18 protein-coding genes, 7 tRNA genes and 2 pseudogenes are annotated in these 25,726 nt (G+C 60.9%); 18 read left to right on the plus strand and 9 right to left on the minus strand.

Annotation, left to right across the window (positions count from 1 at the left end; translation table 11 throughout):
* Nucleotides 1-180 precede the first annotated feature (180 nt).
* Both FE240_RS07975 and FE240_RS07980 read left to right on the plus strand, forming a co-directional pair.
* Nucleotides 181-1,818, plus strand: a complete 1,638-nt coding sequence (locus FE240_RS07975) for a DUF2813 domain-containing protein (RefSeq protein WP_193004077.1) — start codon at nt 181-183, stop codon at nt 1,816-1,818.
* A gap of 52 nt (nt 1,819-1,870) precedes the next feature.
* Nucleotides 1,871-2,587 (plus strand): hypothetical protein, encoded by a 717-nt coding sequence (locus FE240_RS07980; protein ID WP_193004078.1) that lies wholly within the window; start codon nt 1,871-1,873, stop codon nt 2,585-2,587.
* A gap of 43 nt (nt 2,588-2,630) precedes the next feature.
* Here FE240_RS07980 and FE240_RS07985 read toward each other — a convergent pair.
* A pseudogene (locus FE240_RS07985) lies at nt 2,631-2,815 on the minus strand (hypothetical protein); the annotation flags it as partial.
* A 145-nt stretch (nt 2,816-2,960) separates the two neighbouring features.
* Here FE240_RS07985 and FE240_RS07990 point away from each other — a divergent pair.
* From FE240_RS07990 to yjjG, 9 genes and pseudogenes are all read left to right on the plus strand, one after another.
* Nucleotides 2,961-3,037 (plus strand) — tRNA-Met (locus FE240_RS07990).
* Nucleotides 3,038-3,094: 57 nt separating this feature from the next.
* A tRNA-Met gene (locus tag FE240_RS07995) sits at nt 3,095-3,171 on the plus strand.
* Between the two features lie 57 nt (nt 3,172-3,228).
* Nucleotides 3,229-3,305, plus strand: a tRNA-Met gene (locus FE240_RS08000).
* A gap of 57 nt (nt 3,306-3,362) precedes the next feature.
* Nucleotides 3,363-3,439 (plus strand) — tRNA-Met (locus FE240_RS08005).
* Between the two features lie 57 nt (nt 3,440-3,496).
* Nucleotides 3,497-3,573 (plus strand) — tRNA-Met (locus FE240_RS08010).
* A 57-nt stretch (nt 3,574-3,630) separates the two neighbouring features.
* A tRNA-Met gene (locus tag FE240_RS08015) sits at nt 3,631-3,707 on the plus strand.
* A gap of 57 nt (nt 3,708-3,764) precedes the next feature.
* Nucleotides 3,765-3,841 (plus strand) — tRNA-Met (locus FE240_RS08020).
* A 102-nt stretch (nt 3,842-3,943) separates the two neighbouring features.
* Nucleotides 3,944-5,410 (plus strand): annotated as a pseudogene (locus FE240_RS08025) (M17 family metallopeptidase).
* A 12-nt stretch (nt 5,411-5,422) separates the two neighbouring features.
* Nucleotides 5,423-6,100 carry a pyrimidine 5'-nucleotidase gene (gene yjjG, locus FE240_RS08030; protein ID WP_193004079.1) on the plus strand — a complete coding sequence of 226 codons (678 nt, stop codon included), beginning with the start codon at nt 5,423-5,425 and terminating at the stop codon, nt 6,098-6,100.
* Nucleotides 6,101-6,162: 62 nt separating this feature from the next.
* Here the strand turns inward: yjjG and FE240_RS08035 are convergent, their stop codons facing one another.
* Nucleotides 6,163-7,419, minus strand: coding sequence for an amidohydrolase (locus FE240_RS08035; protein WP_193004080.1), 1,257 nt, complete (start codon nt 7,417-7,419; stop codon nt 6,163-6,165).
* 758 nt (nt 7,420-8,177) lie between these two features.
* Here FE240_RS08035 and FE240_RS08040 point away from each other — a divergent pair.
* The 5 genes from FE240_RS08040 to rplY all read left to right on the plus strand — a co-directional run bounded on the left by FE240_RS08040 (nt 8,178) and on the right by rplY (nt 15,026).
* Nucleotides 8,178-9,248: a helix-turn-helix transcriptional regulator gene (locus FE240_RS08040; RefSeq protein ID WP_193004081.1), complete on the plus strand. Its 1,071-nt coding sequence runs from the start codon at nt 8,178-8,180 to the stop codon at nt 9,246-9,248.
* A 65-nt stretch (nt 9,249-9,313) separates the two neighbouring features.
* Entirely contained in the window at nt 9,314-9,733 is a 420-nt protein-coding gene (locus FE240_RS08045; RefSeq protein ID WP_193004082.1) for a CBS domain-containing protein, read from the plus strand.
* Between the two features lie 177 nt (nt 9,734-9,910).
* A complete protein-coding gene (gene hrpA / locus FE240_RS08050; RefSeq protein ID WP_193004083.1) occupies nt 9,911-13,795 on the plus strand; it encodes an ATP-dependent RNA helicase HrpA in 3,885 nt (1,294 codons plus the stop codon).
* A gap of 42 nt (nt 13,796-13,837) precedes the next feature.
* Nucleotides 13,838-14,629 carry a hypothetical protein gene (locus tag FE240_RS08055; RefSeq protein ID WP_193004084.1) on the plus strand — a complete coding sequence of 264 codons (792 nt, stop codon included), beginning with the start codon at nt 13,838-13,840 and terminating at the stop codon, nt 14,627-14,629.
* A 109-nt stretch (nt 14,630-14,738) separates the two neighbouring features.
* The gene (gene rplY, locus FE240_RS08060; protein WP_193004085.1) at nt 14,739-15,026 is read left to right on the plus strand and encodes a 50S ribosomal protein L25; all 288 of its coding nucleotides are present in this window, start codon (nt 14,739-14,741) and stop codon (nt 15,024-15,026) included.
* Nucleotides 15,027-15,199: 173 nt separating this feature from the next.
* Here the strand turns inward: rplY and FE240_RS08065 are convergent, their stop codons facing one another.
* From FE240_RS08065 to FE240_RS08090, 6 genes are all read right to left on the minus strand, one after another.
* Nucleotides 15,200-15,844: an MBL fold metallo-hydrolase gene (locus tag FE240_RS08065; protein ID WP_193004086.1), complete on the minus strand. Its 645-nt coding sequence runs from the start codon at nt 15,842-15,844 to the stop codon at nt 15,200-15,202.
* A gap of 12 nt (nt 15,845-15,856) precedes the next feature.
* Nucleotides 15,857-16,969, minus strand: coding sequence for a tRNA 2-selenouridine(34) synthase MnmH (mnmH, locus tag FE240_RS08070; RefSeq protein WP_193004087.1), 1,113 nt, complete (start codon nt 16,967-16,969; stop codon nt 15,857-15,859).
* Nucleotides 16,962-17,999 carry a selenide, water dikinase SelD gene (gene selD, locus FE240_RS08075; protein ID WP_193004088.1) on the minus strand — a complete coding sequence of 346 codons (1,038 nt, stop codon included), beginning with the start codon at nt 17,997-17,999 and terminating at the stop codon, nt 16,962-16,964. Before selD ends, mnmH begins: the two co-directional genes overlap by 8 nt.
* A 1-nt stretch (nt 18,000) precedes the next feature.
* Nucleotides 18,001-19,647 (minus strand): sulfatase-like hydrolase/transferase, encoded by a 1,647-nt coding sequence (locus FE240_RS08080; protein WP_193004089.1) that lies wholly within the window; start codon nt 19,645-19,647, stop codon nt 18,001-18,003.
* Between the two features lie 33 nt (nt 19,648-19,680).
* Nucleotides 19,681-20,874: a class I SAM-dependent methyltransferase gene (locus FE240_RS08085; RefSeq protein ID WP_193004090.1), complete on the minus strand. Its 1,194-nt coding sequence runs from the start codon at nt 20,872-20,874 to the stop codon at nt 19,681-19,683.
* A gap of 70 nt (nt 20,875-20,944) precedes the next feature.
* Nucleotides 20,945-22,375, minus strand: coding sequence for a methyl-accepting chemotaxis protein (locus FE240_RS08090; protein WP_193004091.1), 1,431 nt, complete (start codon nt 22,373-22,375; stop codon nt 20,945-20,947).
* 89 nt (nt 22,376-22,464) lie between these two features.
* Between FE240_RS08090 and FE240_RS08095 the strand changes: the two genes are divergently transcribed.
* Nucleotides 22,465-22,737, plus strand: coding sequence for an acylphosphatase (locus FE240_RS08095; RefSeq protein ID WP_193004092.1), 273 nt, complete (start codon nt 22,465-22,467; stop codon nt 22,735-22,737).
* Between the two features lie 10 nt (nt 22,738-22,747).
* Nucleotides 22,748-23,473, plus strand: a complete 726-nt coding sequence (locus tag FE240_RS08100; protein WP_193004093.1) for a CHAD domain-containing protein — start codon at nt 22,748-22,750, stop codon at nt 23,471-23,473.
* 83 nt (nt 23,474-23,556) lie between these two features.
* Here the strand turns inward: FE240_RS08100 and metG are convergent, their stop codons facing one another.
* Complete coding sequence (gene metG, locus FE240_RS08105; protein WP_193004094.1) at nt 23,557-25,590, minus strand: methionine--tRNA ligase; 2,034 nt, start codon at nt 25,588-25,590, stop codon at nt 23,557-23,559.
* Nucleotides 25,591-25,726: the final 136 nt, after the last annotated feature.

Consider the following 25,726-nt stretch of genomic DNA (forward strand, 5'->3'; position numbering starts at 1 on the left):
CTTCGCCACCGCCAGCTCTGGTTTAGCCACTGGAATGCCCCGCTCTTGCGCCCTTTGCGCGATGCCGAACAAAATCGCCAATTACCTCACAGTTCCCGCTAGCGTCAGCGCGTGGCAATAGGCTTTTGCCGCTGCCTTTGTCACTATTGGATCAGTCATGATGGTTAGGACTGATCTTGGATGTATCTGGAACGAATCGAAATCAGGGGATATCGCGGTATTAGCCGCCTCTCGCTGGGGTTTGATCAGACGACGGTGCTGATCGGTGAGAACTCCTGGGGGAAATCGAGTCTGCTGCGGGCGCTGTGGTGCCTGCTCGGACAGGAGGCGGAAGCCTATCAGTTTGTGGCGGACGATTTTCATCGCCCCGAGGATCCCGAGCAGCCAAGCGCCACTCACTTGCAGGTGGTGCTGAGCTTTTGCGAGTTTCGCCCTGACATCAGTCTGCACTCCAGCCGCTTAGCGCGACTGGCGCCGGCCTGGATCAAACACAAAGACAAGTTCAACCGGGTGCACTACCGGGCCATGGCCGAATACAACGCGGCGGGTCAGGTGGTCACCACCCACGATTTTCTCGACGGCTCGGGCAAGAGCTTGGCCATCGATCCTGCGTTGGCGCAGTCCTTGGTGGGGTTGCTCATTACCATGAACCCGGTGTTCCGCCTGCGTGATGCGCGTTCGGCGCAGCTCTCCGAGCCGGCCTTCAACGGCCACTGGGAGCAGTCGTTGAGCGATCTGGTGGAGCGGATGCGCGACGAGCCGCAAGGGATCTCAGAGCTAGAGCTGCAAGGGGCGCTCTCGGCCGTGCGCCAGTTGATGGATCACTACTTTCGCGCCCTCTCACCGCTCAAACACAAGCCGCGCACCCAACGTGACATCATCAACAAGCCGATGACGCTGCGCCATCCCGGCAACCTCTACGATCTGCTGCAAAGCTCCGACAGCCGGGCCCTGCAACTGGCGATGGCGGGCGTAGCAGGGACCTTGCTTCAGGCGCGTGGCAACCGAGAGCTGGAGGAGGGGGCCCGCCCCATTCTGATCCTCGAAGATCCCGAGAGCCGGCTGCATCCCACCATGCTGGCGGTGGCATGGGGGCTGCTTGAGCAGCTGCCGGGGCAGAAATTGCTGACCACCAACTCAGGAGATCTGCTCTCTTCACTGCCGCTCTCCGAGGTGCGCCGCTTGGTGCGCCGTGAGCACGATATCCAGTGCCATCAACTGGGGGGCGAGCGCTACAGCAGTGATGATTTGCGCAAAATCGCCTTTCACGTGCGCATCAACCGGCCCATGTCCCTGTTTGCCCGCTGCTGGCTGCTGGTGGAGGGGGAGACCGAGATCTGGCTGCTCTCCGAGCTGGCCCAGATCTGCGGCTACAGCTTGCGGGCCGAAGGGGTGCGCATCATCGAGTTTGCCCAGTGCGGGCTGAGCCCCTTGGTCAAGATTGCCCGCGATTTCGGGCTGGAGTGGCACCTGCTGGCTGATGGTGATGAAGCGGGGGTCAAGTACGCCAACTCGGTACGCTCCCAGCTAAAAGGGGATCGGGAGCGCGATCGCCTGACCCTGCTGCCGGCGGCGGACATCGAGCACTACCTGTTCCAGCACGGTTTTGCCTCGGTCTACCGGCGTGAGGCCGGGGTGGGGGAGCGCACGCCGCTCAGTGCGGGGCGCATCATCGACAAGGCGATCCATCACCGCAGCAAGCCGGGCATGGCCCTGGCGGTGGTGGAGGAGGCCGAGCGCCTTGGCGCCGAGCACATTCCGCCCATGCTGCGGCAGATGTTTGCGCGGGTGGTGGCGATGGCGCGCGGCCAGGGCTGATCCGAAGCGGTCTGGGCGTTATACTGCCCCGGTTTCGCTAAAGGAGTCTGTCATGTTCATGCAATTGCCCCACTGGCTCTACCCCATGTTGGGTCTGATGGCGCTCGGTGCGCTGGTCGTGCTCGGTCTGGTGTTGTGGCGCGGGGATCTCTGCCCCGGCCAGCGCGCGCGGATCACCAGCCAGAGTTTCTCCATCTGGATGATCACCGCGCTCTCCTTGTTTCTTGCGGTGGAGGCGCAGGCCTCCTTTTGGCTGATCGGCATCGGCGCCGTGGCGGTGATCGGCGGCATGGTGCTGGCCGCCATTCAATCTAGGATGGAGGGCAAGCGCTCGATCGCCTCCCACTGGCTGTGGCTGCCGGCGCTGCCGCTGGCGCTTTACGGGGCGGGTCTGCTGCTCTCCCAGAGCCTGCTGCTCGGGCTCTCCCAACTGTTGCTGCTGGGCTGCGCCTTTGCCCACCTTATCTTGCTGCGAGCCCGCCACCGTTTGCAGGCGTTCAACTTGCTGCTGCCCCTTGGCGGTCTGCTCGGGGCTGTGGTGGGGTTGCTCGGCTTGGGAATGTTGACCTTGCTACAGCACGATGTGGCGCTGCTCGATACGCTGGTGCCCTGGGTGCTGACCTATGCGCTGGTGATGGTGGCCGGCCTGATCATCTGGTTTACCCCCTTGCTGGGACGGCGTGACAGCGCCCCGGCGGTGCTCTCCGTGGCGCTGGCCCTGCTATTGGTGGCCCAGTGCGCCGCCGGCAACCTGTTTCACCTCATCTGATCCTCTCTCACGAGGCGAATCCAAAACGGTCTTGGTCGGTGGCGCGATTCAGGCGCGGGGATGAGGGGGATCACCTCGGGGGTCATCCTCGGCGCTGACCAACAGCAGCAACTCGACCTCGCAGGTCAGTCGGGCCCAGATGGCGAAGTTGACCCCGCCGCCGCACAGGGCACAGCCGAGCGGGAAACGGTGGCCTCGACCCAAGCGTATGATGATGGCTCCTGTCATGGTGACGGTGCCGAGCCTGTAGGCCGTCGATTGTGCAAGGGATGGCCAGAATGGCTGAGAATGCGGCGAATGCACGGTGTGAATGGATAAATTGATGAAAACCCCTTGCAATGACAGACGATCGGCCTATTATGGCGGCCTCTGTCGCGGGGTGGAGCAGCTCGGTAGCTCGTCGGGCTCATAACCCGAAGGTCGTCGGTTCAAATCCGGCCCCCGCAACCAGCTTTGCCGTAAGGCACAGACTTCGATGTTCTGCTCACATCGGGGTGACAATTCGGACGCGGGGTGGAGCAGCTCGGTAGCTCGTCGGGCTCATAACCCGAAGGTCGTCGGTTCAAATCCGGCCCCCGCAACCAACTTTGCCGTAAGGCACAGACTTCGATGTTCTGCTCACATCGGGGTGACAATTCGGACGCGGGGTGGAGCAGCTCGGTAGCTCGTCGGGCTCATAACCCGAAGGTCGTCGGTTCAAATCCGGCCCCCGCAACCAACTTTGCCGTAAGGCACAGGCTTCGATGTTCTGCTCACATCGAGGTGACAATTCGGACGCGGGGTGGAGCAGCTCGGTAGCTCGTCGGGCTCATAACCCGAAGGTCGTCGGTTCAAATCCGGCCCCCGCAACCAACTTTGCCGTAAGGCACAGGCTTCGATGTTCTGCTCACATCGAAGTGACAATTCGGACGCGGGGTGGAGCAGCTCGGTAGCTCGTCGGGCTCATAACCCGAAGGTCGTCGGTTCAAATCCGGCCCCCGCAACCAACTTTGCCGCAAGGCACAGGCTTCGATGTTCTGCTCACATCGGGGTGACAATTCGGACGCGGGGTGGAGCAGCTCGGTAGCTCGTCGGGCTCATAACCCGAAGGTCGTCGGTTCAAATCCGGCCCCCGCAACCAACTTTGCCGCAAGGCACAGGCTTCGATGTTCTGCTCACATCGAAGTGACAATTCGGACGCGGGGTGGAGCAGCTCGGTAGCTCGTCGGGCTCATAACCCGAAGGTCGTCGGTTCAAATCCGGCCCCCGCAACCAACTTTCTGTTTATCTTCTTCTCCCCCCCATTCATCTCTTGGCCTGCCTGCATTGCCGCCGTTATCATGGCGTACCTGTTATTGCCCGATTGCTTGTACCTTCATGCTCGATTTTCGCTTCTCTGCCCCCTCCATTGTGTTGCTTGAGCGCACGTTAGATGACGTAGCCGACGGTGGCGCCGAGGCGGCCCTGCTGCTGGTGGCCGAGTCCGAGCGCCACGCCTTTTTCGATTCCCCTGTCGGGCATCCGTTTGCCCTGGCCGAGCAGATTGCGGCCCCGCCGCTCAGTTGTCTGCGCGACGGGCAATATCAATGGCTCTGCTTTATCGATCCCAAGGCGCCGGCGGCCGAACGCTATCGCCGCCTTCGCGAGGCGGTGGCCCCACTGGCCGCCCTGAAAAGTGGTGAGCTGGCGCTGCACCTGCATGGGTTTGCCGCCGATGAGGGGGCCGCGTTGGCCGAGGCGCTGCTGGGGGCCTTGCTCAGTGCCCGGATCCCGATGCCCGGTTACCAGCGTGAGGCCAAGGGGCCGGCGCCACTGCATCGGGTGACCCTCTCGCCGGCCTACCCGTTACCGCTCGATCGCCTGTTGGCGGAGGTCGAGGGCAACGGGCTGGCCCGTTATCTTGCCGTCATGCCCTCCTCGGAGCTGGGGGCGGCCAGCTATCGTCAGCGGGTGCGAGCGCTGGCCGAGCAAGAGGGGTGGCAGTGGCAGGAGCTGGATGAAGTCGAGCTGGCCCGGCGCGGCGCCGGCGCCTTTCTGGCCGTGGCGAGCGGGGCAGAGGCGGGGTAGGCCGCCATGGTGCGGCTGCGTTATCAGCCGACCGGAGCCCGATGCAAGCTGGCCCTGGTGGGCAAGGGGATCTGCCACGACTCGGGTGGGTACAGCCTCAAGGTGGGGGGCGGCATGTATGGCATGCACCTCGACATGGGGGGCAGCGCCGTGGCGCTTGGCACCTTGCTTGCCATCAGCCGTGCCGGCCTGCCTGTCGAGGTGGAGTGCTGGTTGGCGATCGCCGAAAACCACATAGGGCCGCGTGCCTACCGCCCCGGCGATCTGGTGCGAGCTTATGATGGCACCACCATTGAGGTGGTCGACACCGATGCCGAGGGGCGCATGGTGCTGGCCGATGCCCTGAGCATGGCGGCCGCAGGGGCGCCGGATCTACTGATCGACTATGCCACCCTGACCGGGGCCTGCAAACGGGCGCTCGGCAGCCGCTACAGCGGCGCCTTCACCAATCGTCCCGCGTGGTTTTCTGAATTGATAGAGGCCGGCCAGCAGGCCGGAGAGCGGATCTGGCCCTTCCCGCTCGACGAGGACTATGACGAGAGCCTCAAGAGCGAGTGGGCGGATCTGTTGCAGTGCGCCCCCGGCGCCTCGTGCGATCACATCGATGCTGCGCGCTTCTTGCAGCACTTCGTGCCCGCATCCGTCCCTTGGCTGCACCTCGATCTCTCTGGCTTTCGCCACAAAGGTGGTCACGGGCTCGTGGCCAGCGAGATCACCGGCTTCGGGGTGCGCCTCACCTTGACCTTGCTGGCCCGCCAGCAGCTTTTATCCTGCTAAACGAGAAACAAGATGTCTGCTACCGCCTACGATTGGGTGCTGTTCGATCTGGACGAGACCCTGTTCGATTTCCCGGCCCATGCGGCCCTGCTGGCCCTGCTCGAGCAGATTGGCCTGACCCCCAGCGAGCCGCTGCTGCAAGAGTATAAGGAGACCAACCATCGGCTCTGGGAGCAGTTCAATGCTGGGGCTATCGACTCTTATACCTTGCAAAGCCGCCGTTTCATCGGCATTGGTGAGCAGGTGGAGCGCTGCCCACTCGAACTCAATAAGTTGTTTTTGGAGCAAATAGTGGCACTGAGCCGGCCCTTGGATGGGGTGCTCGAGACCTTGACGCGTCTGCGTCGTCATGTGGGCATGGGGATCATCACCAATGGCTTCAGCGCGCCGCAGCGCGGGCGGCTGGCCCGTCACGCGCTGGAGAGCTGGTTCTCGCCGCTGGTTATCTCCGACGAAGTCGGGGTCGCCAAGCCGCGCGCCGCCATTTTCGAGCATGCCTTAAGCGCGCTGCCGGTGCGCGATCCCGCTCGGGTGCTGATGGTGGGGGACAATCCGCAGACCGATATCGGCGGCGCGGCCGCCGCCGGGCTGGCCACCTGCTGGTTCGATCCCCACTTCAGTGAGGCCGAGTGCCATCCGACCCACCGCATCCACCACTTCAGCCAGCTTGAGGCGATTGTCCTCGGCTAAGGTGATGTGCTTGGGTGATAAAAAGGCAGCCTGCGGGCTGCCTTTTTCATGGATGACGACGGCTAGCGGGCCAGGCGCGCGTGTACCCAGCCCTCGAGCAGATCCACGCCCTTGAGCATCACCTGCTCATCGAAGTCGAAGGCGCTGTGATGGTGCGGCGCGGCCAGATCGGCGCCCAGCACCAGATAGGCCGCTTCCCCCCCTTGCTGCTGCACCTGGGCGATGAGAAAACCGGCGTCCTCGCTGGCCCCGAAGCGGCGGCTCTGGATGGTGGTCAGCCCTTGCGTCTTGGCCAGGTGGGTCAGCTCACTGAGCAGGGAGGGGCTGTTATCCAGGCCGATGGCCTCACCCTGGCGCAGGATGCGAAAGGTGACGCCATAGGTCAATGCCGCCCCTTCCACGATGCGCTGCACCTGGGCAAACATGTAGTCGTTGAGAGCGGCATCGGCGCCGCGGGTCTCTCCCTTTAGTTCAGCATGGGCCGGGATCACATTGCGCCCGCTGCCGGCTTGCAGTTGCCCCACGTTGATCCGGGTCATGCCGTCGCGATGGCGCGCAATGCCAAGCAGCGCCGTGGTCGCCATACAGGCTGCGGCCAGGGCATTGGCACCGGCATTGGGCTCGAGCCCCGCATGGGCGGGGGTTCCCATGAAGTGCACATCGAACTTGGTGGAGCAGAGAAAATCGGTCGGGTTGATCACCAGCTCGCCGCTGCCGGCATGAATGCCGATGTGCAGGGAGAGCAGGGCATCCACGTCGGCCAGTGCGCCGCCCGCTGCCAGCGCCTTGCCGCCACGGCAACCCTCTTCGGCGGGTTGGAAGAAGAGCTTGATGCGGCCACACAACTGATCGCGGGCCGCCGCCAGCCGGCGAGCCAGCTCGAGGCCGATGGCGGTATGGCCATCGTGGGCGCAGGCGTGCATCCAGCCGCTATTACAGGAGGCAAATCCCTCCTTGGCGGGGAGGTGTTCGCCGTGCTGGCTCTCTTCTACCTCGACCGCATCGATATCGAAGCGAAAGGCGAGGGTGGGGCCGGGGCGCCCGGTATCGAGCACTCCCATCAGGCCGGTGAGTTCATCGATCTGCGCCAGCCAACCGGGATCGGCTCCCTGCTGTAGGGCGCGAGCCTTCTCGGCTGCGACGTCGATCTCGCGCCCCATGACCAGCGAGTTGGCCAGCAAGGCGTCACCCAGTACGACGTCGTAGCCGAGACTGCTCAGGTGGTTGGCGATAAGGCTAGTGGTACGGAACTCTTTCCAGGCGGCTTCTGGGTATTGGTGCAGGTCGCGGCGCCACTGGATCAGGTTTGCAAGGCTCATGCTCGGCTTCCTTGTTGCTCGGACTGCCGGCTATTGTGCCCGTTTGAGGCGATCGGGCAAGAAAAAACAGAAAAGGGAGCACAAGGCTCCCAAGGTGTGGCTGCGGAGGATGACGAGCGCAGCACACAAATACATCACAAGTGTCGCGTTTTATGGACTTGCGCCATAAAGAGGAAAAGAGTGCCAGTTTGTGTAGGATTTTACTGACTAACTGTGCTTTTCCTCGGGAGTATGCAAACTACTTAATGTTGGTGTAATCGTGCAATGTGATTGAAATTAATCACATTTGTGCAATTGAGGGAATGGATGTCGCGACCAGCGCAAAGAAAACGGTAAACACCGCAGTCACAATGAACTCTTTCATGATGCTCTCCCTCATCTGTCACAATATGCTGCATATCATAACATTCCCTGTACGTATTGCAACCACCTCAATGTAAAGATGTGTGTTTTTGCTATGAAGTGGTCGATATTTCGATGAAGTCTTTATTTCTGTGTGTTTTGTCTGTGTGGCCACCGCCTGGATATGAGCAGGAAAGGAGGGGGGGAACTCCCCTTCATCTGGGGTGATCATCAGCGAGCAATATCAGCGCTTCCTTATGTAAAAAGAGAGCCATGTAAAGAAGTGTTTACCATGTGAGGATTGTCATCAGGAAGACTTTCCGTCAGTAGAAAATCTATTTCCGGAACTTTCTCTTCTCACCGATTTAACATGCGGGTAGTATCGTCTGACAAAGAATAATAAAAGGGAGTTTAGGGTGTTAAACATAGCGCAGTCGCGTCCGTCACCGTATTTAGAACAGTTGTACGAGTGCGGTATTAATGACTCGGATATCAATTTGGTCGTGGAGGGAATGCGCCACGACTCTGGTAGCCTGCTCTCATTGATTTTGTTACGGGATGAAGAGAAAAATTTTGGTGTTCGTCTATTTTCCAGCGGCTTGAGTGATGCGCAGCAGAATTATTATCTACAGCATCATCGTCAGGATATCTGGTTCAATCACTACCTGGAGAAGGGGTGCAAGGGGGTAGTGAAGGCGGAGAGCTTGAGTCAGCGGGCCGGACTGCTGGCCGGCTTCGGGGCGCGTTTTGCCATCGGTGGTGTTTGTCAGGTTCGGGGTTATGGTGTCAGCAGCGTCAGTTGCTATCGCGATCAGAGTCAGTCCGATTTTAATGACCAAGATATCCAATATTGGGATAGCCTCTATTTTGGGTTAGCTGCCTGGAGTCGCCATTACTGGAATCTGGTTGGGTTGGAATCACAAAATTATCAATTGCAGCAATTGGTCAGACACCATGGAAAAGCGGTAGCGATCATTGATGACAAAGGTGCGATTTATTATTCCAATGCGGCATTCAACCGGGTTGCTGATGAGAATCAGGAACTGCGCATGACGCAGGGAATATTCTCGTTTTATGGAAAAGAGCAGCAGCGTTACTTTAGAGATTTATTAAATAAATTTGCATATCTTCAGTCAGGAGCTTGCATATATATGCCAGTATCCCGCACCGGTGGATTGCGTCCCTTGCTGCTGCAAGCCACCCTGATGAATGGATTGCGTAATAGCGAGCGTTTCATCGAGTTGGTATTGCGGGATCCTGAGCACGCCTTCACCCCCAACATAGAGGCACTTTCCAATATCTATCCCCTGACCAGTGGTGAAAAGGAGCTGTTGCTGCTGCTGAGCAAGGGGTATAGCAGCGGGGATATCGCCGATATGCGCCGGGTCAAGGTGGAGACGGTGCGCTCGACGCTCAAAAGTGTCTTCAAGAAAACCGACTGCCACAGTCAGAGCGAGTTACTGCTGCTGCTGCAATCCATCTCCTGAGGGGACGACTGGCTACACTGAGGTGGAGTCAGTCGTGCCGGCGCAGGGGCGCCCAGGGGGAGAGAATGTACTCATTGAAGGTTCGGGACTACATGCTGGAGCGGGCCGTGACGTTGTCACCGGACATGACGGTACCGGCGGCGGTGGAGAAGTTTCTGCATAGCAACCAGTTGGGCGGCCCCGTGGTGGATGGCGCCGGACAGGTGCTGGGGTGGGTGTCGGAGCAAGACTGCCTCGGCGCCATGTTGGAGGAGGCTTACCACTGCGAGCAGGTCGCGCTGGTGCGCGATGTGATGCGCCGTGAGGTGTTGAGCGTCACGCCCGACACCTCCATCATCGAGGTGGCCAGCATGATGCGGGGACAAAAGCCCAAAATCTATCCGGTATTGGAGGAGGGGAGGCTAGTCGGTGTCATTAACCGCCATATGGTGCTGCGGGCCATCAGCCAGCAGTTACAAGGCTGCTTTGAGCACCACCCGGCCTGATGGCCGCATGATTTGCTAAGGGCGCCCATGGCGCCCTTTGTATTGGGAATGCCTTGCACCGAGCGAGCGCTCTCTTTAGGATCGCTGCCAACTTTCTTGTTTTGTTCGCCGAGCCCGGCCCGATGGGCGGCTTGGGAAGCATGAATCACTCTCAGACTACTGATCAGGAATTGTCCCTTGTCTCTCTCTCTTCCTGCCCTGCGGGCGCGCCTTGCCCATTGCATGAACCTCGATGCCCGCCAGTTGGCCAAGCGCCTGCACGGGGCGGCCAAGCTGCCCGCCGCCAAACAGGAGGCCGTACTGGCCACCATCGACGGTGATCTGCGTCTGGCGCAGGCGCGTCTGATCAGCCGGCAAGCTGGCGTACCCGCCGTGACGTATCCCGACAACCTGCCGGTGAGTCAGAAGGCGGCCGAGATTGCCGCCGCCATCAGTAAAAGCCAGGTGGTGATCATCGCCGGTGAAACCGGCTCGGGAAAAACTACCCAGATCCCTAAGATCTGCCTTGCGCTCGGGCGCGGGGTGAAGGGGCTCATCGGTCATACCCAGCCGCGGCGGCTGGCGGCGCGTACCGTGGCGGCGCGCATCGCTGAAGAGATGCACTCCGAGCTCGGCCAGTACGTGGGTTACAAGGTGCGCTTTACCGATCAGGTGAGCGAGCAGACCCACATCAAGCTGATGACCGACGGGATCTTGCTCGCCGAGATCCAAAACGATCGGCTGCTGACCCAGTACGACACCCTCATCATCGATGAGGCCCACGAGCGCAGCCTCAACATCGACTTCATCTTGGGCTATCTCAAGGAGCTGTTGCCGCGCCGCCCGGATCTCAAGGTGATCATCACCTCGGCCACCATCGATCCGGAGCGCTTCTCCCGTCACTTTGGCAAGGCGCCCATCATCGAGGTATCGGGGCGCACCTACCCGGTGGAGGTGCGCTACCGCCCGTTGACCGACGGGGCGGACGATCGCGATGAGTTGCAGGGGATCTTCGATGCCGTCGAAGAGCTCAGCCACGAGGGGCTCGGCGATATCCTGGTCTTCATGAACGGGGAGCGGGAAATTCGCGACACCGCCGATGGGCTGCGCAAGCTCAATCTGCGCGACACCGAGGTGCTGCCCCTCTACGCGCGTCTGTCCAATGCCGAGCAGAACAAGGTGTTCCAACCCCATGCCGGGCGGCGCATCGTGCTCGCCACCAACGTGGCGGAGACCTCGCTCACCGTGCCCGGCATCCGCTACGTGATCGATCCCGGCACCGCGCGCATCAGCCGCTACTCCTGGCGTACCAAGGTGCAGCGACTGCCCATCGAGCCCATCTCCCAGGCCAGCGCCAACCAGCGTAAGGGGCGCTGTGGCCGGGTCGCCGACGGGATCTGCATCCGCCTCTACTCCGAGGAGGACTTCAACGGCCGTCCGGCCTTTACCGATCCCGAGATCCTGCGTACCAACCTGGCCTCGGTCATCTTGCAGATGCTCTCGCTCGGGTTGGGTGACATGGAAGCCTTTCCTTTTGTCGAGCCGCCAGAGTCGCGCCACATCAAGGACGGTCTGAGCCTGCTGGCCGAACTGGGGGCGGTGGAGACGCGCCGTGGCCGCCATGGGCAAAGCGAGCTCAAACTGACCGAAACCGGTCGCCAGTTGTCGCGTTTGCCGCTTGATCCTCGTCTCGCTCGCATGGTGATCACAGCGGCCGCCACTGGGTGCCTCAAGGAGATGATGGTGATCACGGCCGCCCTGAGTATCCAAGATCCGCGTGAGCGGCCGATGGAGAAAAAGCAGGCCGCCGATGAGCAGCATCGCCGCTTCGATGACAAGGAGTCGGATTTTCTCGCCTTTCTTAACCTCTGGAACTACCTGCAAGAGCAGCAAGATGCCCTGTCGAGCAACGCCTTTCGCCGCCTGTGCCAGAAGGAGTTTCTCTCTTACCTGCGGGTGCGCGAATGGCAGGATATCCACTTCCAGTTGCGCCAGAGCGTCAAGGAGCTGGGGTTTAAGAGCAATAGCCAGGAGGCAGACTACAAGAGCATCCATTGCGCCATTCTCACCGGCTTGCTCAGCCACATCGGCAACAAGGATCTGGAAAAATCGGAGTTTATGGGGGCGCGCAATGCCCGTTTCCATCTCTTCCCGGCGTCAGGGCTCTTTAAAAAGCCGCCTAAATGGGTGATGGCCGCCGAGCTGGTCGAGACCTCGCGCCTTTACGCCAGGGTGAACGCCCGCATCGAGCCCGAGTGGGTCGAGCCACTGGCCGGCCACCTCATCAAGCTGCACCACAGCGAGCCCCATTGGTCGAAAAAGCAAGGCGCCGTGATGGCCAGCGAGAAGGTGACCCTGTTTGGCCTCACCCTGGTGGCGGAGCGTCCGGTCAACTACAGCCGCATCGATCCGGCACTGTGCCGCGAGCTGTTTATCCGTCACGCCCTGGTGGAGGGGGATTTTGAGACCCGCCACCGCTTCTTTGCCGAGAATCGCAAGCTGCTGGCCGAGGTGGAGGCGCTCGAGCACAAGTCGCGCCGGCGCGACATCCTGGTCGATGACGAGGATCTGTTCCGTTTCTACGAGGCGCGCATCCCCGAAGAGGTCATCTCTGCCCGCCATTTCGATAAGTGGTGGAAAGAGGCGCAAAAAGAGGACCCCGAGCGGCTCAATTTCGAACGCGAGATGCTGATGAAGGGCGATGCCGCCCACGTGAGCGAGTTCGATTACCCCAACTTTTGGCAGCAGGGGCGGCTCAAGCTCAAGCTGAGCTACCAGTTTGAGCCGGGGGAGGAGGCCGATGGCGTCACCCTGCACATCCCATTGCCGCTGCTCAACCAGGTCGAGCCGGTGGGGTTTGAGTGGCAGATCCCGGGTCTGCGCCAGGAGCTGCTGATTGCCCTGATCAAATCCCTGCCCAAGCCGGTGCGAAAAAACTTCGTGCCGGCCCCTAACTATGCCGAAGCGCTGATGGCCACCATCCAGCCCGAGCAAGGCCCGCTACTCGATGAGATGGAGCGCCATCTCAAGCGCATGACGGGCGTGACCGTGGCTCGCGAGGCGTGGGATTGGAATGGGGTGCCCGATCACCTGAAACTCACCTTCCGGGTGGTGGACGAGCGTCAGCGCAAGGTGGCCGAGAGCAAGGATCTGCTGGCCCTCAAAGAGTCCTTGCGTGGCAAGGTGCAAGAGACCCTCTCCAAGGTGGCCGACGATGACATCGAGCAATCGGGGCTGACCCTGTGGAGTTTTGGCGAGCTGCCCAAGGAGTACAGCCAGAAACGGGGCGGTTTCGAGGTCAAAGCCTATCCGGCGCTGGTGGATGAGAAAGAGTCGGTGGCCATCACCTTAGTCGAGAGCCCGATACAGCAGCAGCAACTGATGTGGGCTGGCCAGCGCCGCCTCATCCTGCTCAATGTGCCTTCCCCCATCAAATATTTGCAGGAGAAGCTCCCCAATAAGGCCAAGCTCGGCCTCTACTTCAACCCCTTTGGCAAGGTGAGCGAGCTTATTGATGACTGCATCGCCTGCGGCTGCGACAAGCTCATCGAGCAGCATGGCGGCGTGGCGTGGGATGCCGATGGGTTTGAGACGCTCAAGGAGTTTGTGCGCGCCGAGTTGAACGACGTGGTGGTGGAGGTGGCCAGCCAGGTGGAGGCGGTGCTGACTCTGGCTCACGATATCCGCAAACGGCTCAAGGGGCGCATGCAGCTCGATACCGCCTTTGCCATGTCGGATGTGCAGGCCCAACTGGAGCGGATGATCCACAAGGGGTTTGTCAGCGAAACCGGCTGGCAGCGCTTGCCGGACTTGTTGCGCTATCTGCGCGCCATCGAGCGGCGTCTTGAGAAGTTGAGTGTCGATGCCAACCGGGATCGGGTCTACATGCTCAAGGTGCAAAGTGTCGAGCAGGCCTATCAGGGACTGCTTGCCAAGATCCCCAAAGGGCAGCCCATGCCGCCCGAGGTGGCCGAGATCCGCTGGATGATCGAAGAGCTGCGGGTCTCCTTCTTCGCCCAGAACCTCGGCACGCCCTACCCGGTATCTGACAAGCGGGTATTGAACGCCATTGCAGCGTGCTAAGCTCAAGCGACTGATAACAAAGCCATAAATGGAGCCAAGGGAATGCTGATATGGTGGCTTGGCCTGACGGCGGTGAACATCAGCGGCTACATGCCACTGGCCGAGCAGACCTGGGTGGCGCTCGATCCCGCCTGGTATCCGCTCTCGCGCCCCCTGCCTGAGCTGTTTGTCGCCTGGCACGGTAACCAATACCCGGTGCTGGAGCGCGAACGGCGTCAGGGACGCTGGCAGGTGTTGTTTCCAGCCCGCCTCACCCCGCCCTTTGCCCTGTTTGAAGGGAGCCCAACGCTCTCCAAGGTGTATCAGGCCCGCCTCAAGCGCATTGACGAGCTGGCTTATGGCATCAGCAGTACTCAGGCGGCGCGCGAGGTTGGTATCAGCATGGGCACTGTGCCATCGCTTGCCTCTGCTGACGATGAGGTCGTGCCTGCATGGGCCGGAATCGCCATCAGCCACGAGTTGGCCGGACGTCGGTTACCTTGGCTGGTTGAGAGTGGCGTACGCTGGCCACCGGTGAGCGACTTTTCTCACGTTCCGGCTCCCTCGGTGGCGAGTGCGTCGGTGCAGGGGTTGGCAGCCGAGCCTGAAGCCTGTCACAAGGTCGGCAGTGGTGAGACCCTTTGGCGCATCGCGAGCAAACTGGCGCGCGATCGCAACGGGGATACCTATGTCTATATGCTGGCGCTCCATGATGAGAATCGGGCGCGACTGGGCAAACGGGGCCAGGTGATCAGCGGCAGCACGCTGCGTTGCCCGCGCGAGGCCATACTGGCCCGCTATGGCGCCATGGAGCAGGAAGAGCGACAGGCGTTGCTGGCGACCATTGAGCGGTGATCCTCCTTGTCACCCCGGGGGAGGGCGTGCTAGTATTCGCGCTCGTTTTGCGAGGTATTGGCCGGTCGCAGTCAGTACCATTACATTCATCTGATAAAGAGATATTGCTATGTCTTTCGTATTCCAAGCAGAAGTCCGTACTGACATGGGGAAAGGTGCGAGCCGCCGCCTGCGTCATGCTGATCTGGTTCCGGCCATCGTTTACGGTGCCGACAAAGAAGCTGTTTCCCTGACCCTGGATCACAAGAAGCTGATCATCGCCCAAGAAAACCCGGCGTTCTACAGCGATGTTCTGACCCTGGTCGTCAACGGTGAAGAGATGAAGGTTAAGGTCAAGGACATCCAGCGTCACCCGGTTAAGCCGAAGCTGGTTCACCTGGACTTCGTTCGCGCCTAATCGCCGACCGATTTCAAGCAAAAGGCCGCCCTCAGGGGCGGCCTTTTTGTTTTGTGATCCTGCTGGGTCGTGGACGCTCGATGGCGGCCCTGCGTGATGGCCAGGGCTGCCATTTTGATCCTCGAGATCATGCGGATCAAGGCGCTGTGGGATGCGCGCGAGCGCTCAGGGCACTACCAGATGGGCTGTGTCAGGTAAGGGTTGCTGACCCGCTCACGGCCAAAGGTTGAGCTGGGGCCGTGGCCGGGGATGAACACCACATCGTCCCCCAGTGGCAGCAATGTTTCGGTGATCGAGCGGATCAGCGTCGCATGATCCCCACGCGGAAAGTCGGTGCGCCCTATGCTGCCAGCAAACAGCACATCACCGACCCAGGCCGCCTGTAGCGATCCTGAAAACAGGATGACGTGACCCGGTGTATGGCCGGGGCAGAAGTAGACCGCCAGGCTTTCGTTGCCAACCTTGACCTCTTCCCCTTGTTCGAGCCAGCGATCCGGCATGAAGGCATCGGTATGGGCAAAGCCAAACATCTGCGCCTGCTTGGGCAGCATCTCGAGCCAGAAGGCATCCTCTTTATGGGGCCCCTCAATGGGGACGCCCAGCTCACGTCGCAGCTGATCGGCGGCACCCACGTGATCGAGATGGCCGTGGGTCAGGATGATTTTTTGCAAGCTTAACCCGTGCCGCACTAGGGCTGCCTTGAGTTTCTCTGGCTCGCCACCCGGATCGACGAAGGCGGCCTGCTTGGTCTCGTCGCACCAGATGAGCGAGCAGTTCTGGGCAAAGGGGGTGACCGGGATCACCTCGAATTTCAGCATGAAGGGCTCCTGTCAGCTGACCGCGTTGGCGGGTAGCTGGTTGAGATAGTCGAGGCAGGCTCGGTGATCACCGCGAAACACGATGCGATCCTGTTTACGCTCGAGTTGGTAGCGATACATGGGGTCGTAGTAGCGCTCGAGCATGGCGGTGATCCAGGCCAGATGGCTGTCGCAATCACTCCCCCGTGCCTGTTCATCGAGCGCCTGGCGCATCAGGCGGTCGAGCTCGCGCCAACCGAGATCGCCGAGGCGGCGCTTGAGACGCTCCAGGCTTTCGAGCAGGGCGGTGGTGAAGTGCTGCCACCCCAGCTCATCCCCATAAAAGGCGCGGTAACGGGCAGCCAGATCGATGACATAGTCGTCACGGATCTGCCGGGCCCGCTCCTCCTGCTCGACTTCAAGCACCACGACGGGGGCTTCGCACATGCGATCGAAGAGCGGCAGGGGCAGGGCGCAGCGGCCGATGAGGTGGCTCTCGTCCTCCACCACGAAGTGGTGCTGGCCGGCGGCACGGCGCTTCAAGATCTCGATAGCCAGACCGTTCTCGAAGTTGATCGTGCTGGGTTGCCCTTCGGGCAGGCGGCCAAATGACGAGCCTCGATGATGGGCATGCCCTTCCAGATCGATCGCCTTATCGACCTTATGCAGCAAATGGGTCTTGCCAGAGCCGGTCATGCCGGTCAGCACGGTCCAACCATCTTCGCGGGCGCTCCGCGCCTGGGTCTGGATGAGAAACTGGCGCAGCGCCTTGTAACCACCTGCCACCCGCGGCCGGTTCAGGCCGGCCTCACGCAACCACTGCTGAACGGTTTGGGAGCGCAATCCACCGCGAAAGCAGTAGAGCACGCTCTCGGGATGGGCCTGGATCTGAGCTTGCCAGGCCGCCATGCGTGCGGCCTTCACCTCGCCACAGACCAGCGAGTGCCCCAGCCGGATGGCCGCCTCCTGGCCCTGCTCCTTGTAGCAGGTGCCGACCTGGGCCCGCTCGTCGTCACTCATCAGCGGCAGGCTAATGGCCAAGGGGAAGGCCCCTTCGGCGAACTCGACCGGGGCGCGCAGATCGATAAGCGGGACATCGCCCAGAAACAGGGCGGCGATATCGCTGACAAATTCCTGATTATCCACGGATGACCTCGACCAACTGGCTCTGTCGCTCCTTGAGACGGCCAACCGGTGCAAGTTGCAAGCCGGCTTCGGCAGCGATATCAAGCAGCTCGGCTTCGCTCTCCCGACCGACCGCCACCAGCAAGCCGCCGCTGGTCTGCGGATCGCACAAAATGTTGCGGCTGCGCTCATCCAAGGTCGGCAGCTTGTGGCCGTAAGAGTCGTGATTACGTAACGTGCCGCCCGGTACGCAGCCTTCATCCAAGTAGTGATCTACTTCAGGCAACAGGGGCAGGGCATCGAAGTCGAGTTCGGCGGTGAGGTTGGAGCCTTCGCACATCTCGAGCAGGTGGCCGGCCAGCCCGAAGCCGGTGACGTCGGTCATGGCATGCACGCCGGTAAGCGTGGCGAACCGCTCGCCCAGCGTATTGAGGGTGCACATGGCCTCGGGGGCCAGGGTCTCGTGCTCGGCCTTGAGCTTGCCCTTTTTCTGGGCCGTGGTGAGGATGCCGATGCCAAGTGGCTTGGTGAGATAGAGGGTATCGCCGGGGCGAGCGGTGTCGTTCTGCTTGAGCCTATCGAGCGGCACGATACCGGTCACGGCCAAGCCAAAGATGGGCTCGGGCGCATCGATGCTGTGGCCGCCGGCCAGGGAGATCCCAGCGTCATGGCAGGCCTGGCGGCCGCCGTCGACCACCTGCTGGGCAATTTCAGGGGCCAGCAGGTTGATGGGCCAGCCGAGGATGGCGATGGCCACGATGGGTTTCCCGCCCATGGCGTAGATATCGCTGATGGCATTGGTGGCGGCAATTCGGCCGAAGGTAAAGGGATCGTCAACGATGGGCATGAAGAAATCAGTAGTGGAAACAATGCCCTGGCCGTGGCCGATATCGACGACGGCGGCGTCATCCTTGCTGCTGTTGCCGACGATGAGGGTCGGGTCGTTAAAGCCGGGGATGTTGCTCTTGAGAATGGTATCGAGCACCTTGGGGGAGATCTTGCAGCCACAGCCGGCGCCGTGGCTGTACTGAGTCAGACGAACAGAAGACATGTTAGTTCCTTTTGCTCATGGGGAGCGGCAGGTTATTCATTACAGAGTGCAATGATATCTTTTTATACCCGGCTGAGCCATTGAGGCGCGCACCGTTGACATAACCCTGGGTACAACCCGAATCGAGAACGGCATAACCCATTTGCCTCGCCAGCAGCTCGGAGAGCTGCACGTGGAAGAGGGTATCGCAGCCTTGGAAGGTCTCGCGCACGGCGGGCATGACGCCTGGGACCACAGAGCGAATGTAGGCGGGCACCATGTAATGGGAGGCCATGTTGAGCAGCCCGTGGCCCATGGCCCCATGTTTCACGTATTGGCCATGATCGGAGGTGAAGACAAACGTCCAGTCACGCTGGCTGCCCAGATGGTCGAGAACCTGGCCCAACAGGGCATCGGTGCGGGCCACCGAGTTGTTGTACTCCGCCTCCAGCGAGGCCTGCCCGAAGCGCTTTTCATCTGGCCGGCTGCGCTCGGCATAAGGGGGATGAGAGCCGCGCTGGTGCAGCACGATAAAGTGTTTTCCCTGGCTGAGATCGAGCTGGTTCAGCAGGGGCAGTAGTTCATCGTCGTAGGCGTTCTCGTTATAGGGATGGCCAAAGTGGGTCGGGTCGCGGAAATCATCGATATATTGCTGCCCCAGCATGCTCATCAGTGACATCTCTGATTTGGCCTGCGCCGTATAGTCTGATTTGGCCTGCGCCGTATAGAACGCGGTGTGGTAGCCCTGCGCCTTGGCCAGCCGGAACAAGTTGGTGCGCCAACTGTAGATCTGGGCGGTGCCGTCGGGTTGGGGGATCATATTGAAGAAGGTCGGCAGCGAGACGTTGGTATAGACCCCGCCGGCGTAGGCGCTCAGCAGCACCCCCTCCTTGGCATGTTCACGCAACCAGGGAGTGGTGTCAGTGCCATAGCCAAACACCGACATGTTATCGACGTTCTGGCTCTCGCCCATCAGCAGGACGATCACCCGGCTGCCCGCGTCATGTAGTACCGCAGGGGCCTCCTGTTCATAGCGGGGGAGGTCACTGTGGGGGGTGAACTGGTTCGGCACGGTTTTTCCGAGGAACACGGCCGAGGTCTCGATGCCGGAGCGGATCGCTGAGTAGCGTTGATGGGGAGCCTGTTCATCTTTACCTCGGGCCAGGGCCGCTTGGGCAATAGGGCCGATCAATAGCAGGGTAAACAGGACGATCAGCACCTTGCTGCCGCTCTTTGGCCGTGCGACACGGCGCAGTAGCAAGAAGGGGAGAAGGGAGAGCAGGGCGATCAACAAAGGCAGCAGCAGGCTCGGCAGTAGTGTCATGCCTGCTCGATAAACCTCAGAGTACTCTTGGAAAAAAATCAGGATCTCGGCCGGGGAGAGCCAAGAGTGATAGATCCCAAGGTGGCTGAACTGGCAAAACAGGAAGCAAAAGAACAGTACGGCCATGAGGGTGCTAAACCCGGTGCTGCGCACCCGGAATGCGACAAAATAGAACGCGGCATAGATAATCCAGGCCTCGCCCTTACTAAATTGGGTGCCGACTTGCAGATAGGCTCGGTAGAGAGTTTCCAGCGCGATTGGCAAGAGTGCTGCTAGCAGAGGTAACAACGCCAGCAGGGCTACACGGTAGCCCTGCTGCATATTCCATCTGATGTGATTCATCATTCTGGTTTCTTGGTTTGTTCTGTCGAGGCGGGATTAACGGGCGCGAACCACCAATCCTTTGAGGTAAAAACCTTCCGGATAGGCGGTACCGATGGGGTGATCGGAGGCCTGGGAGAGCAGCTCCAGGATCTGGGCATCGCGGCCAGCATCGAGCGCGGCATCGGCCACTATCTTCTGGAACAGGCTCTGCTCCATCAAACCGGAGCAGGAGTAGGTGAGCAGCACGCCACCCGGTGCGAGCAGCTGGAATGCCAGCATGTTGATGTCCTTGTAGCCGCGGCAGGCGCCCAGCAGTTGGGCCTTGCTCTCGGCAAACTTGGGCGGGTCCAGCACGATGACATCGAACTTTTCCCCCTTCTCCCGGTATTCGCGCAGCAGCTTGAAGACGTCGTGACGGACGAACTGGGTATTGCTGGTATCCAGACCGTTGAGCTCGGCGTTCTGGCGGGCGATATCCAGGGCATTTTGGGAGAGATCGACGTTCACCACCTCCTTGGCGCCCCCCTTGAGGGCGTAGACGCCAAAACCGCCGGTGTAGCAGAAGCAGTTGAGCACCCGCTTGCCTTCGGTGTACTTGGCCGCCGCTTGGCGGTTGTCGCGCTGATCCAGATAGAAACCGGTCTTGTGGCCGTTGCGAATGTCCACCAGGATCTTGACGCCACCGTTCTCCTCGATCACCACCGGCTCGTTCGGGGTTTCGCCATAGATGACGCCGGTGCGCTCTTTCAGTCCCTCTTTTTTACGCACCGCCACGTCGGAGCGCTCATAGATGCTGCACTCGGGATAGAGGGTGCGCAGGGCCTGGGTGATAAGGTCGCGCTGGAACTCGGCGCCGGCGGAGAGAATTTGGCACACCAGAAAATCGGCATAACGGTCGATGGTCAGACCCGGCAGACCGTCGGACTCGGCGGCGCACAGGCGATAGCCGGTGAGGCCCTGACGCTGGATGAGTCCATCGCGGGACTCCTGCGCATAGCGCAGACGGCGGATAAAGAAGTCGAGATCGACCTGCTCGCTCTGGTCGAAGGTCCAGACCCGGGCACGGATCTGGGAGCGGCCGGACCAGGCGCCACGGGCGAGCCATTTGCCATCATGGGTGAAGATCTCGACGGTGTCGCCATCGATGGGGTTGCCCTGTACCCGCTCAATCCCCTTGGAGAAGATCCAGGGGTGGCGGCGCAGCAGGGATTTTTCGCGGCCTTTGACGAGATAGATGGAAGCGCTCATGGGTGTTGCCAGATGGTCAAAAGAAAAGGGGCCACATTTTAGGTGGCCCCTTGGCAAAAGACAAACCGGCTTAGATGCGAAGACCTTGTAATGCCTGTCCAAGCTCGTTGGCGGTGGCCTTGATCCCCTGGGTGCCGGCGACCGAGGCGCTGGCGGACTCCTCTACCGCGCCTGCTTCACCGCGTACCAACTCGAGGTGGTGGGCAATATCGGCAGCAACGGCACTTTGCTGCTCCGAGGCGGTGGCTATCTGGGCGCTCATGTCGCAGACATTGGCACTGTGACGGCTGATCCGCTCGATGTCGTCTCCGACCTGGCTGATGAGCGCCCGGCTGTCGGCGGCGCGCACCACCGTCTTCTCCATCAGATCGTTGAGGATGGTGGTGCCCTGCTGCAACGCTTCGATCATCTGCTGGATCTCCACCGTGGCCTGCTGGGTGCGTCCGGCTAGGGTGCGCACTTCATCGGCAACGACGGCAAAACCGCGCCCCTGCTCGCCGGCGCGGGCCGCCTCGATGGCGGCGTTGAGCGCCAACAGGTTGGTTTGCTGGGAGATGGCATTGATAACGCCGATCACCTCGCTGATGCGCGAGGTATTGTGGGTGAGTTCATCCACGGCCTGGGAGGCGTTGCCTATCTCATCGGCCAGCGCCCGGATGGCGGCAATGGTCTGGCCGACACGTTCGGCACTGCGGGCCGCATCATTGCTCGACTCGCGGGTCTGATTGAGCGTCTCATCGGCATTACGGGCGACCTCGCGGATGGCGGCCGACATCTGCTCCATGGCGGCCGCCAGCGAATCCATATGGTGACGCTGGGAGAGGGCCAACTGCTGCCCATCGGCCGAGTGGTCACGGAACTCATCGGCGGCCATGTCGAGTGCCTCGGCGGAGGCCTCGACCAACTGCACAATCTTGTGCTGGCGCGTGGTGAAGCGATCGATACTGGCGGCCAGCACCGAAAATTCGTCGCGCACCGGCAGGAAGTTGAGGCGGAAGGTGAGATCCCCATCGGCCACGGTTTGCAGTGCCCGGTTGGTGGAGTAGAGGGCTCCCGAGACAAAGGTCATCAGGTAGTGAGTGATGAGGGCCATGGCGCCACTTAAGATGACGATGAGGGTCAGCAGTGGGCCCTGCTCTTGCCACATGGAGTATGCCGAGGTGTCGAGCGTGCCGACCACCATGCCGGCCTCGGCGGCGGGGGCGGCATAACTCAGGGTGCCGCTGCGCTCCTCAAAGCCGGCCGTGGCGCCCTGTTGCAGGGTGAAGCCGGCCGGCAGACGCAAGCTAGGTTGCTGGGCCAGCAGGGTGGCAACGTTTTCAACCTGAAGCTGAAGGGATTGGCTACGCAGCGCCATCTCTTGCTGGTGGTTCGCTCGCAGCAGCAGTATGGTCAGAAGAGCGATCACCAGCAGGGGAAACCAGAAGGTGATCATGAATTTCTCACGGATGGTGAGGCGAATGAGATAACGGTCAATCCATCTGAACTTGACTTCTTTCATAATAGGGACGGGTCCTAGTTGGCAATCCATTGACAGCGGTACAGCATTATCGCCCTCCGCGGGGCAATCTTAATGAGAAGGGTGACGAAATGGGAGAGCAATCGTTTGTCGTGCGGGTATACGGGGTGGTGCAGGGGGTGGGGTTTCGTTACTTCACCCGCGAGCAGGCCTTGCGTCGCAAGCTGCGTGGTCATGCCTACAACCTGGCGGACGGCTCGGTTGAGGTGTGGATTGCCGGCCAGCGTGAACAGGTGCAGAGCATGCTGAGCTGGCTCGAGCGAGGCCCGCGCACCGCGCAGGTGAGCCACATCGAGGTCACCGAATGTGACGCCTTGCCACCTCCGGGTTTTCACACCAACTGATGGCATGATCATGGATCGAGAGCGGAAAGTGATCAGCGGCTTCCTGGCAGCCCATGCCACCCTGGCGCAGGGGGCGAGCGAGACGGCGGTGCACGGCTATCGCATCGCCGCCCGCCGGTTGCAATCCTTGCTCGCCCTGTGGCGCCCGCTTATCTACAAACCAAAGCTAGAGCGGCGCCTGGCGCGGGCCATCAATCGCCTCTCGGCCCTACGCGATGCCCAAGTGCATGCCTTACGATTTGGCGGCGAGGTGCAGGTTGACTCACGCAAGCTGGGATTGCCGGATCTCGCTGCCGAGCTACGTGACTGGCGCCAGCGCTGCGAGGAGTGGGGATGTCAGCCCTGCGTGGGGGAGATTTATGCCATGTATCTGGGGCAGGGGTTGCTTGAGCATATCGATATTGAGGGGCGCTGGACACCGCGCCATTGGCATCGCTTGCGCCTGATGGTCAAGGAGGCGCGTTATGGCTGCGAGCTGCTGGTGCAGGGAGGGCAGGCTTCCCCCTCCTGGCTGGCGGGGTTGAGTGAGTGGCAGGAGCGGTTGGGCCAGTTGCAGGATCGCCGCCAATGGCTCAAGCGTCTGCCCGAGGAGGCGTTAAAGGATGAGGAGCGGGCGGCGAGGCAGCACACACTCGAGCGGCAGATGAAGATACGCTGCCGCGAACTGGCATCATGGTTGCCGGCCTTGCGCGAGCTGGCGCTCAAGCTGCTGCGAAGCGGCGCGGCAGCGGGGTAACCAGGCGCTATCACAAGAAAAGAAGAGAAGAAAAAAGAAGGGGCCAAAAGGCCCCTTTTTGCTAGCGCTATCTGCAATACGAGTTACTTGACCCGCATGCCGGGCTGCGCCCCCTCCTGCGGCTCGAGGATCCAGAGATCCTTGCCGCCGGGGCCGGCGGCAAGCACCATCCCCTCGGACATGCCAAAGCGCATCTTGCGCGGAGCCAGGTTGGCCACCATCACCGTCAGCTTGCCTTCCAGATCTTCAGGGTTATAGGCGGACTTGATGCCGGCAAATACCTGACGGGTCTCACCGCCGATGTCGAGCTGCAACTTCAGCAACTTGTCAGCTTCCGGTACGGCTTCGGCCTTTTTGATCAGCGCCACGCGCAGGTCAATCTTGGCAAAGTCGTCATAGCTGATGGTCTCGCTGATGGGGTCGTCCGCCAGCGGGCCGGTCACCTTCGGTGCCTGCTCCTTGGCCAGATCCTCTTTGGAGGCCTCGATCATGGCCTCAATCTTGGTCGGCTCGATGCGGGAGAAGAGCGCCTTGAACGGGGCGACGGTGTGACTGACCAGCGGCGCTGCGATGCCATCCCAGGTCAGGGTCTCACCGAGGAAGGCCTCGGCGCGCGCGGCCAGCTCAGGCATGACGGGCTTGAGGTAGGCCATCAGCACCCGGAACAGGTTGATACCAACCGAGCAGACCGCTTGCAGCTGGGCGTCCGCCCCTTCCTGCTTGGCAATCACCCAAGGCGCCTTGTCATCGACATAGCGGTTGGCCTTGTCGGCCAGCGCCATGATCTCGCGAATGGCACGGCTGAACTCGCGGCTCTCGTAGGCCTCGCTGATGGCGGTGCGGGCATTGGCAAACTCGGCGTAGAGTTCGGGCTCAGCGCAGCTGGCCGCCAGTTGGCCACCAAAACGCTTGGCAATAAAGCCGGCGTTGCGGGAGGCCAGGTTAACCAGCTTGTTGACCACGTCGGCGTTCACTCGCTGCACGAAATCGTCGAGGTTGAGATCGAGATCGTCGATACGGCTGTTGAGCTTGGCGGCGTAGTAGTAACGCAGGCACTCGGGGTCCAGGTGGTTGAGGTAAGTGGAGGCCTTGATGAAGGTGCCCTTGGATTTGGACATCTTGGCGCCATTGACCGTCACATAGCCGTGTACATTGACCTTGGTCGGTTTGCGAAAACCCGCGCCTTCGAGCATGGACGGCCAGAACAGGCAGTGGAAGTAGGCGATGTCCTTGCCGATGAAGTGATAAAGCTCGGCGTCGGAGTCGGCCTTCCAGTAACTGTCAAAGTCGATGTCACCGCGCTTGTTGCACAGGTTCTTGAACGAGGCCATGTAGCCGATAGGGGCATCGAGCCAGACGTAGAAGTACTTGCCCGGCGCACCGGGAATTTCGAAGCCGAAGTAGGGGGCATCGCGGGTGATGTCCCACTGTTGCAGACCGCTTTCGAACCACTCCTGCATCTTGTTGGCCATCTCTTCTTGGATGGCACCGGAGCCGCGTACCCAGCCGGCCAGCCAGGTTTCGAACTGGGGCAGGTCGAAGAAGAAGTGCTCGGAGTCTTTCATCACCGGGGTTGCGCCGGAGACGGCGGATTTGGGGTCGATGAGCTCGGTCGGGCTGTAGGTGGCGCCGCACGCGTCACAGTTATCGCCGTACTGATCCGGAGATTTGCACTTAGGGCAGGTGCCCTTGACGAAGCGGTCCGGCAGGAACATGGCCTTTTCCGGATCGAACAGTTGAGAGATGGTACGGCTCTTTATCTTGCCGCTCTCTTGCAGGCGGGTATAGATGAGCTCGGCCAAGGCGCGGTTCTCGTCGCTGTGGGTCGAGTGGTAGTTATCGAAGCTGATATGAAAGCCACCGAAATCGGCCTGATGCTCCTCGGAGACCCGGGCAATCATCTCTTCGGGGGCGATCCCCATCTGCTGGGCCTTGAGCATGATCGGTGTGCCGTGGGCATCGTCGGCGCAGATGAAGTGCACCTGATGGCCACGCATTCGCTGATAACGAACCCAGATATCGGCCTGGATGTGCTCGAGCATGTGGCCGAGGTGGATGGAGCCGTTGGCATAGGGGAGGGCGCAGGTTACCAGAATTTTACGGGGATCAGTTGCCATAATGCGTTCTTGATATGCTGATTTGAGTGTTAGAGTGCCGGACATGTTACCCGAAATCGGCCGGATCTGCCTAGCATCGCCACTTGACCGGGCCGAGGAACGTCTTCATTACTATGCACGTGAGCATATTTATCAG

Source organism: Aeromonas simiae (genome assembly GCF_014892695.1).
Classification (GTDB): domain Bacteria; phylum Pseudomonadota; class Gammaproteobacteria; order Enterobacterales; family Aeromonadaceae; genus Aeromonas; species Aeromonas simiae.

What these genes read in the sequence shown, in the direction of transcription:
- FE240_RS07975 (WP_193004077.1), top strand. Translation starts at nt 181, where the DNA reads ATGTATCTGGAACGAATCGAAATCAGGGGATATCGCGGTATTAGCCGC.
- FE240_RS07980 (WP_193004078.1), top strand. Translation starts at nt 1,871, where the DNA reads ATGTTCATGCAATTGCCCCACTGGCTCTACCCCATGTTGGGTCTGATG.
- yjjG (WP_193004079.1), top strand. Translation starts at nt 5,423, where the DNA reads ATGTCTGCTACCGCCTACGATTGGGTGCTGTTCGATCTGGACGAGACC.
- FE240_RS08035 (WP_193004080.1), bottom strand. Translation starts at nt 7,419, where the DNA reads ATGAGCCTTGCAAACCTGATCCAGTGGCGCCGCGACCTGCACCAATAC.
- FE240_RS08045 (WP_193004082.1), top strand. Translation starts at nt 9,314, where the DNA reads ATGTACTCATTGAAGGTTCGGGACTACATGCTGGAGCGGGCCGTGACG.
- FE240_RS08055 (WP_193004084.1), top strand. Translation starts at nt 13,838, where the DNA reads ATGCTGATATGGTGGCTTGGCCTGACGGCGGTGAACATCAGCGGCTAC.
- rplY (WP_193004085.1), top strand. Translation starts at nt 14,739, where the DNA reads ATGTCTTTCGTATTCCAAGCAGAAGTCCGTACTGACATGGGGAAAGGT.
- FE240_RS08065 (WP_193004086.1), bottom strand. Translation starts at nt 15,844, where the DNA reads ATGCTGAAATTCGAGGTGATCCCGGTCACCCCCTTTGCCCAGAACTGC.
- selD (WP_193004088.1), bottom strand. Translation starts at nt 17,999, where the DNA reads ATGTCTTCTGTTCGTCTGACTCAGTACAGCCACGGCGCCGGCTGTGGC.
- FE240_RS08080 (WP_193004089.1), bottom strand. Translation starts at nt 19,647, where the DNA reads ATGATGAATCACATCAGATGGAATATGCAGCAGGGCTACCGTGTAGCC.
- FE240_RS08085 (WP_193004090.1), bottom strand. Translation starts at nt 20,874, where the DNA reads ATGAGCGCTTCCATCTATCTCGTCAAAGGCCGCGAAAAATCCCTGCTG.
- FE240_RS08090 (WP_193004091.1), bottom strand. Translation starts at nt 22,375, where the DNA reads ATGAAAGAAGTCAAGTTCAGATGGATTGACCGTTATCTCATTCGCCTC.
- FE240_RS08095 (WP_193004092.1), top strand. Translation starts at nt 22,465, where the DNA reads ATGGGAGAGCAATCGTTTGTCGTGCGGGTATACGGGGTGGTGCAGGGG.
- FE240_RS08100 (WP_193004093.1), top strand. Translation starts at nt 22,748, where the DNA reads ATGGATCGAGAGCGGAAAGTGATCAGCGGCTTCCTGGCAGCCCATGCC.
- metG (WP_193004094.1), bottom strand. Translation starts at nt 25,590, where the DNA reads ATGGCAACTGATCCCCGTAAAATTCTGGTAACCTGCGCCCTCCCCTAT.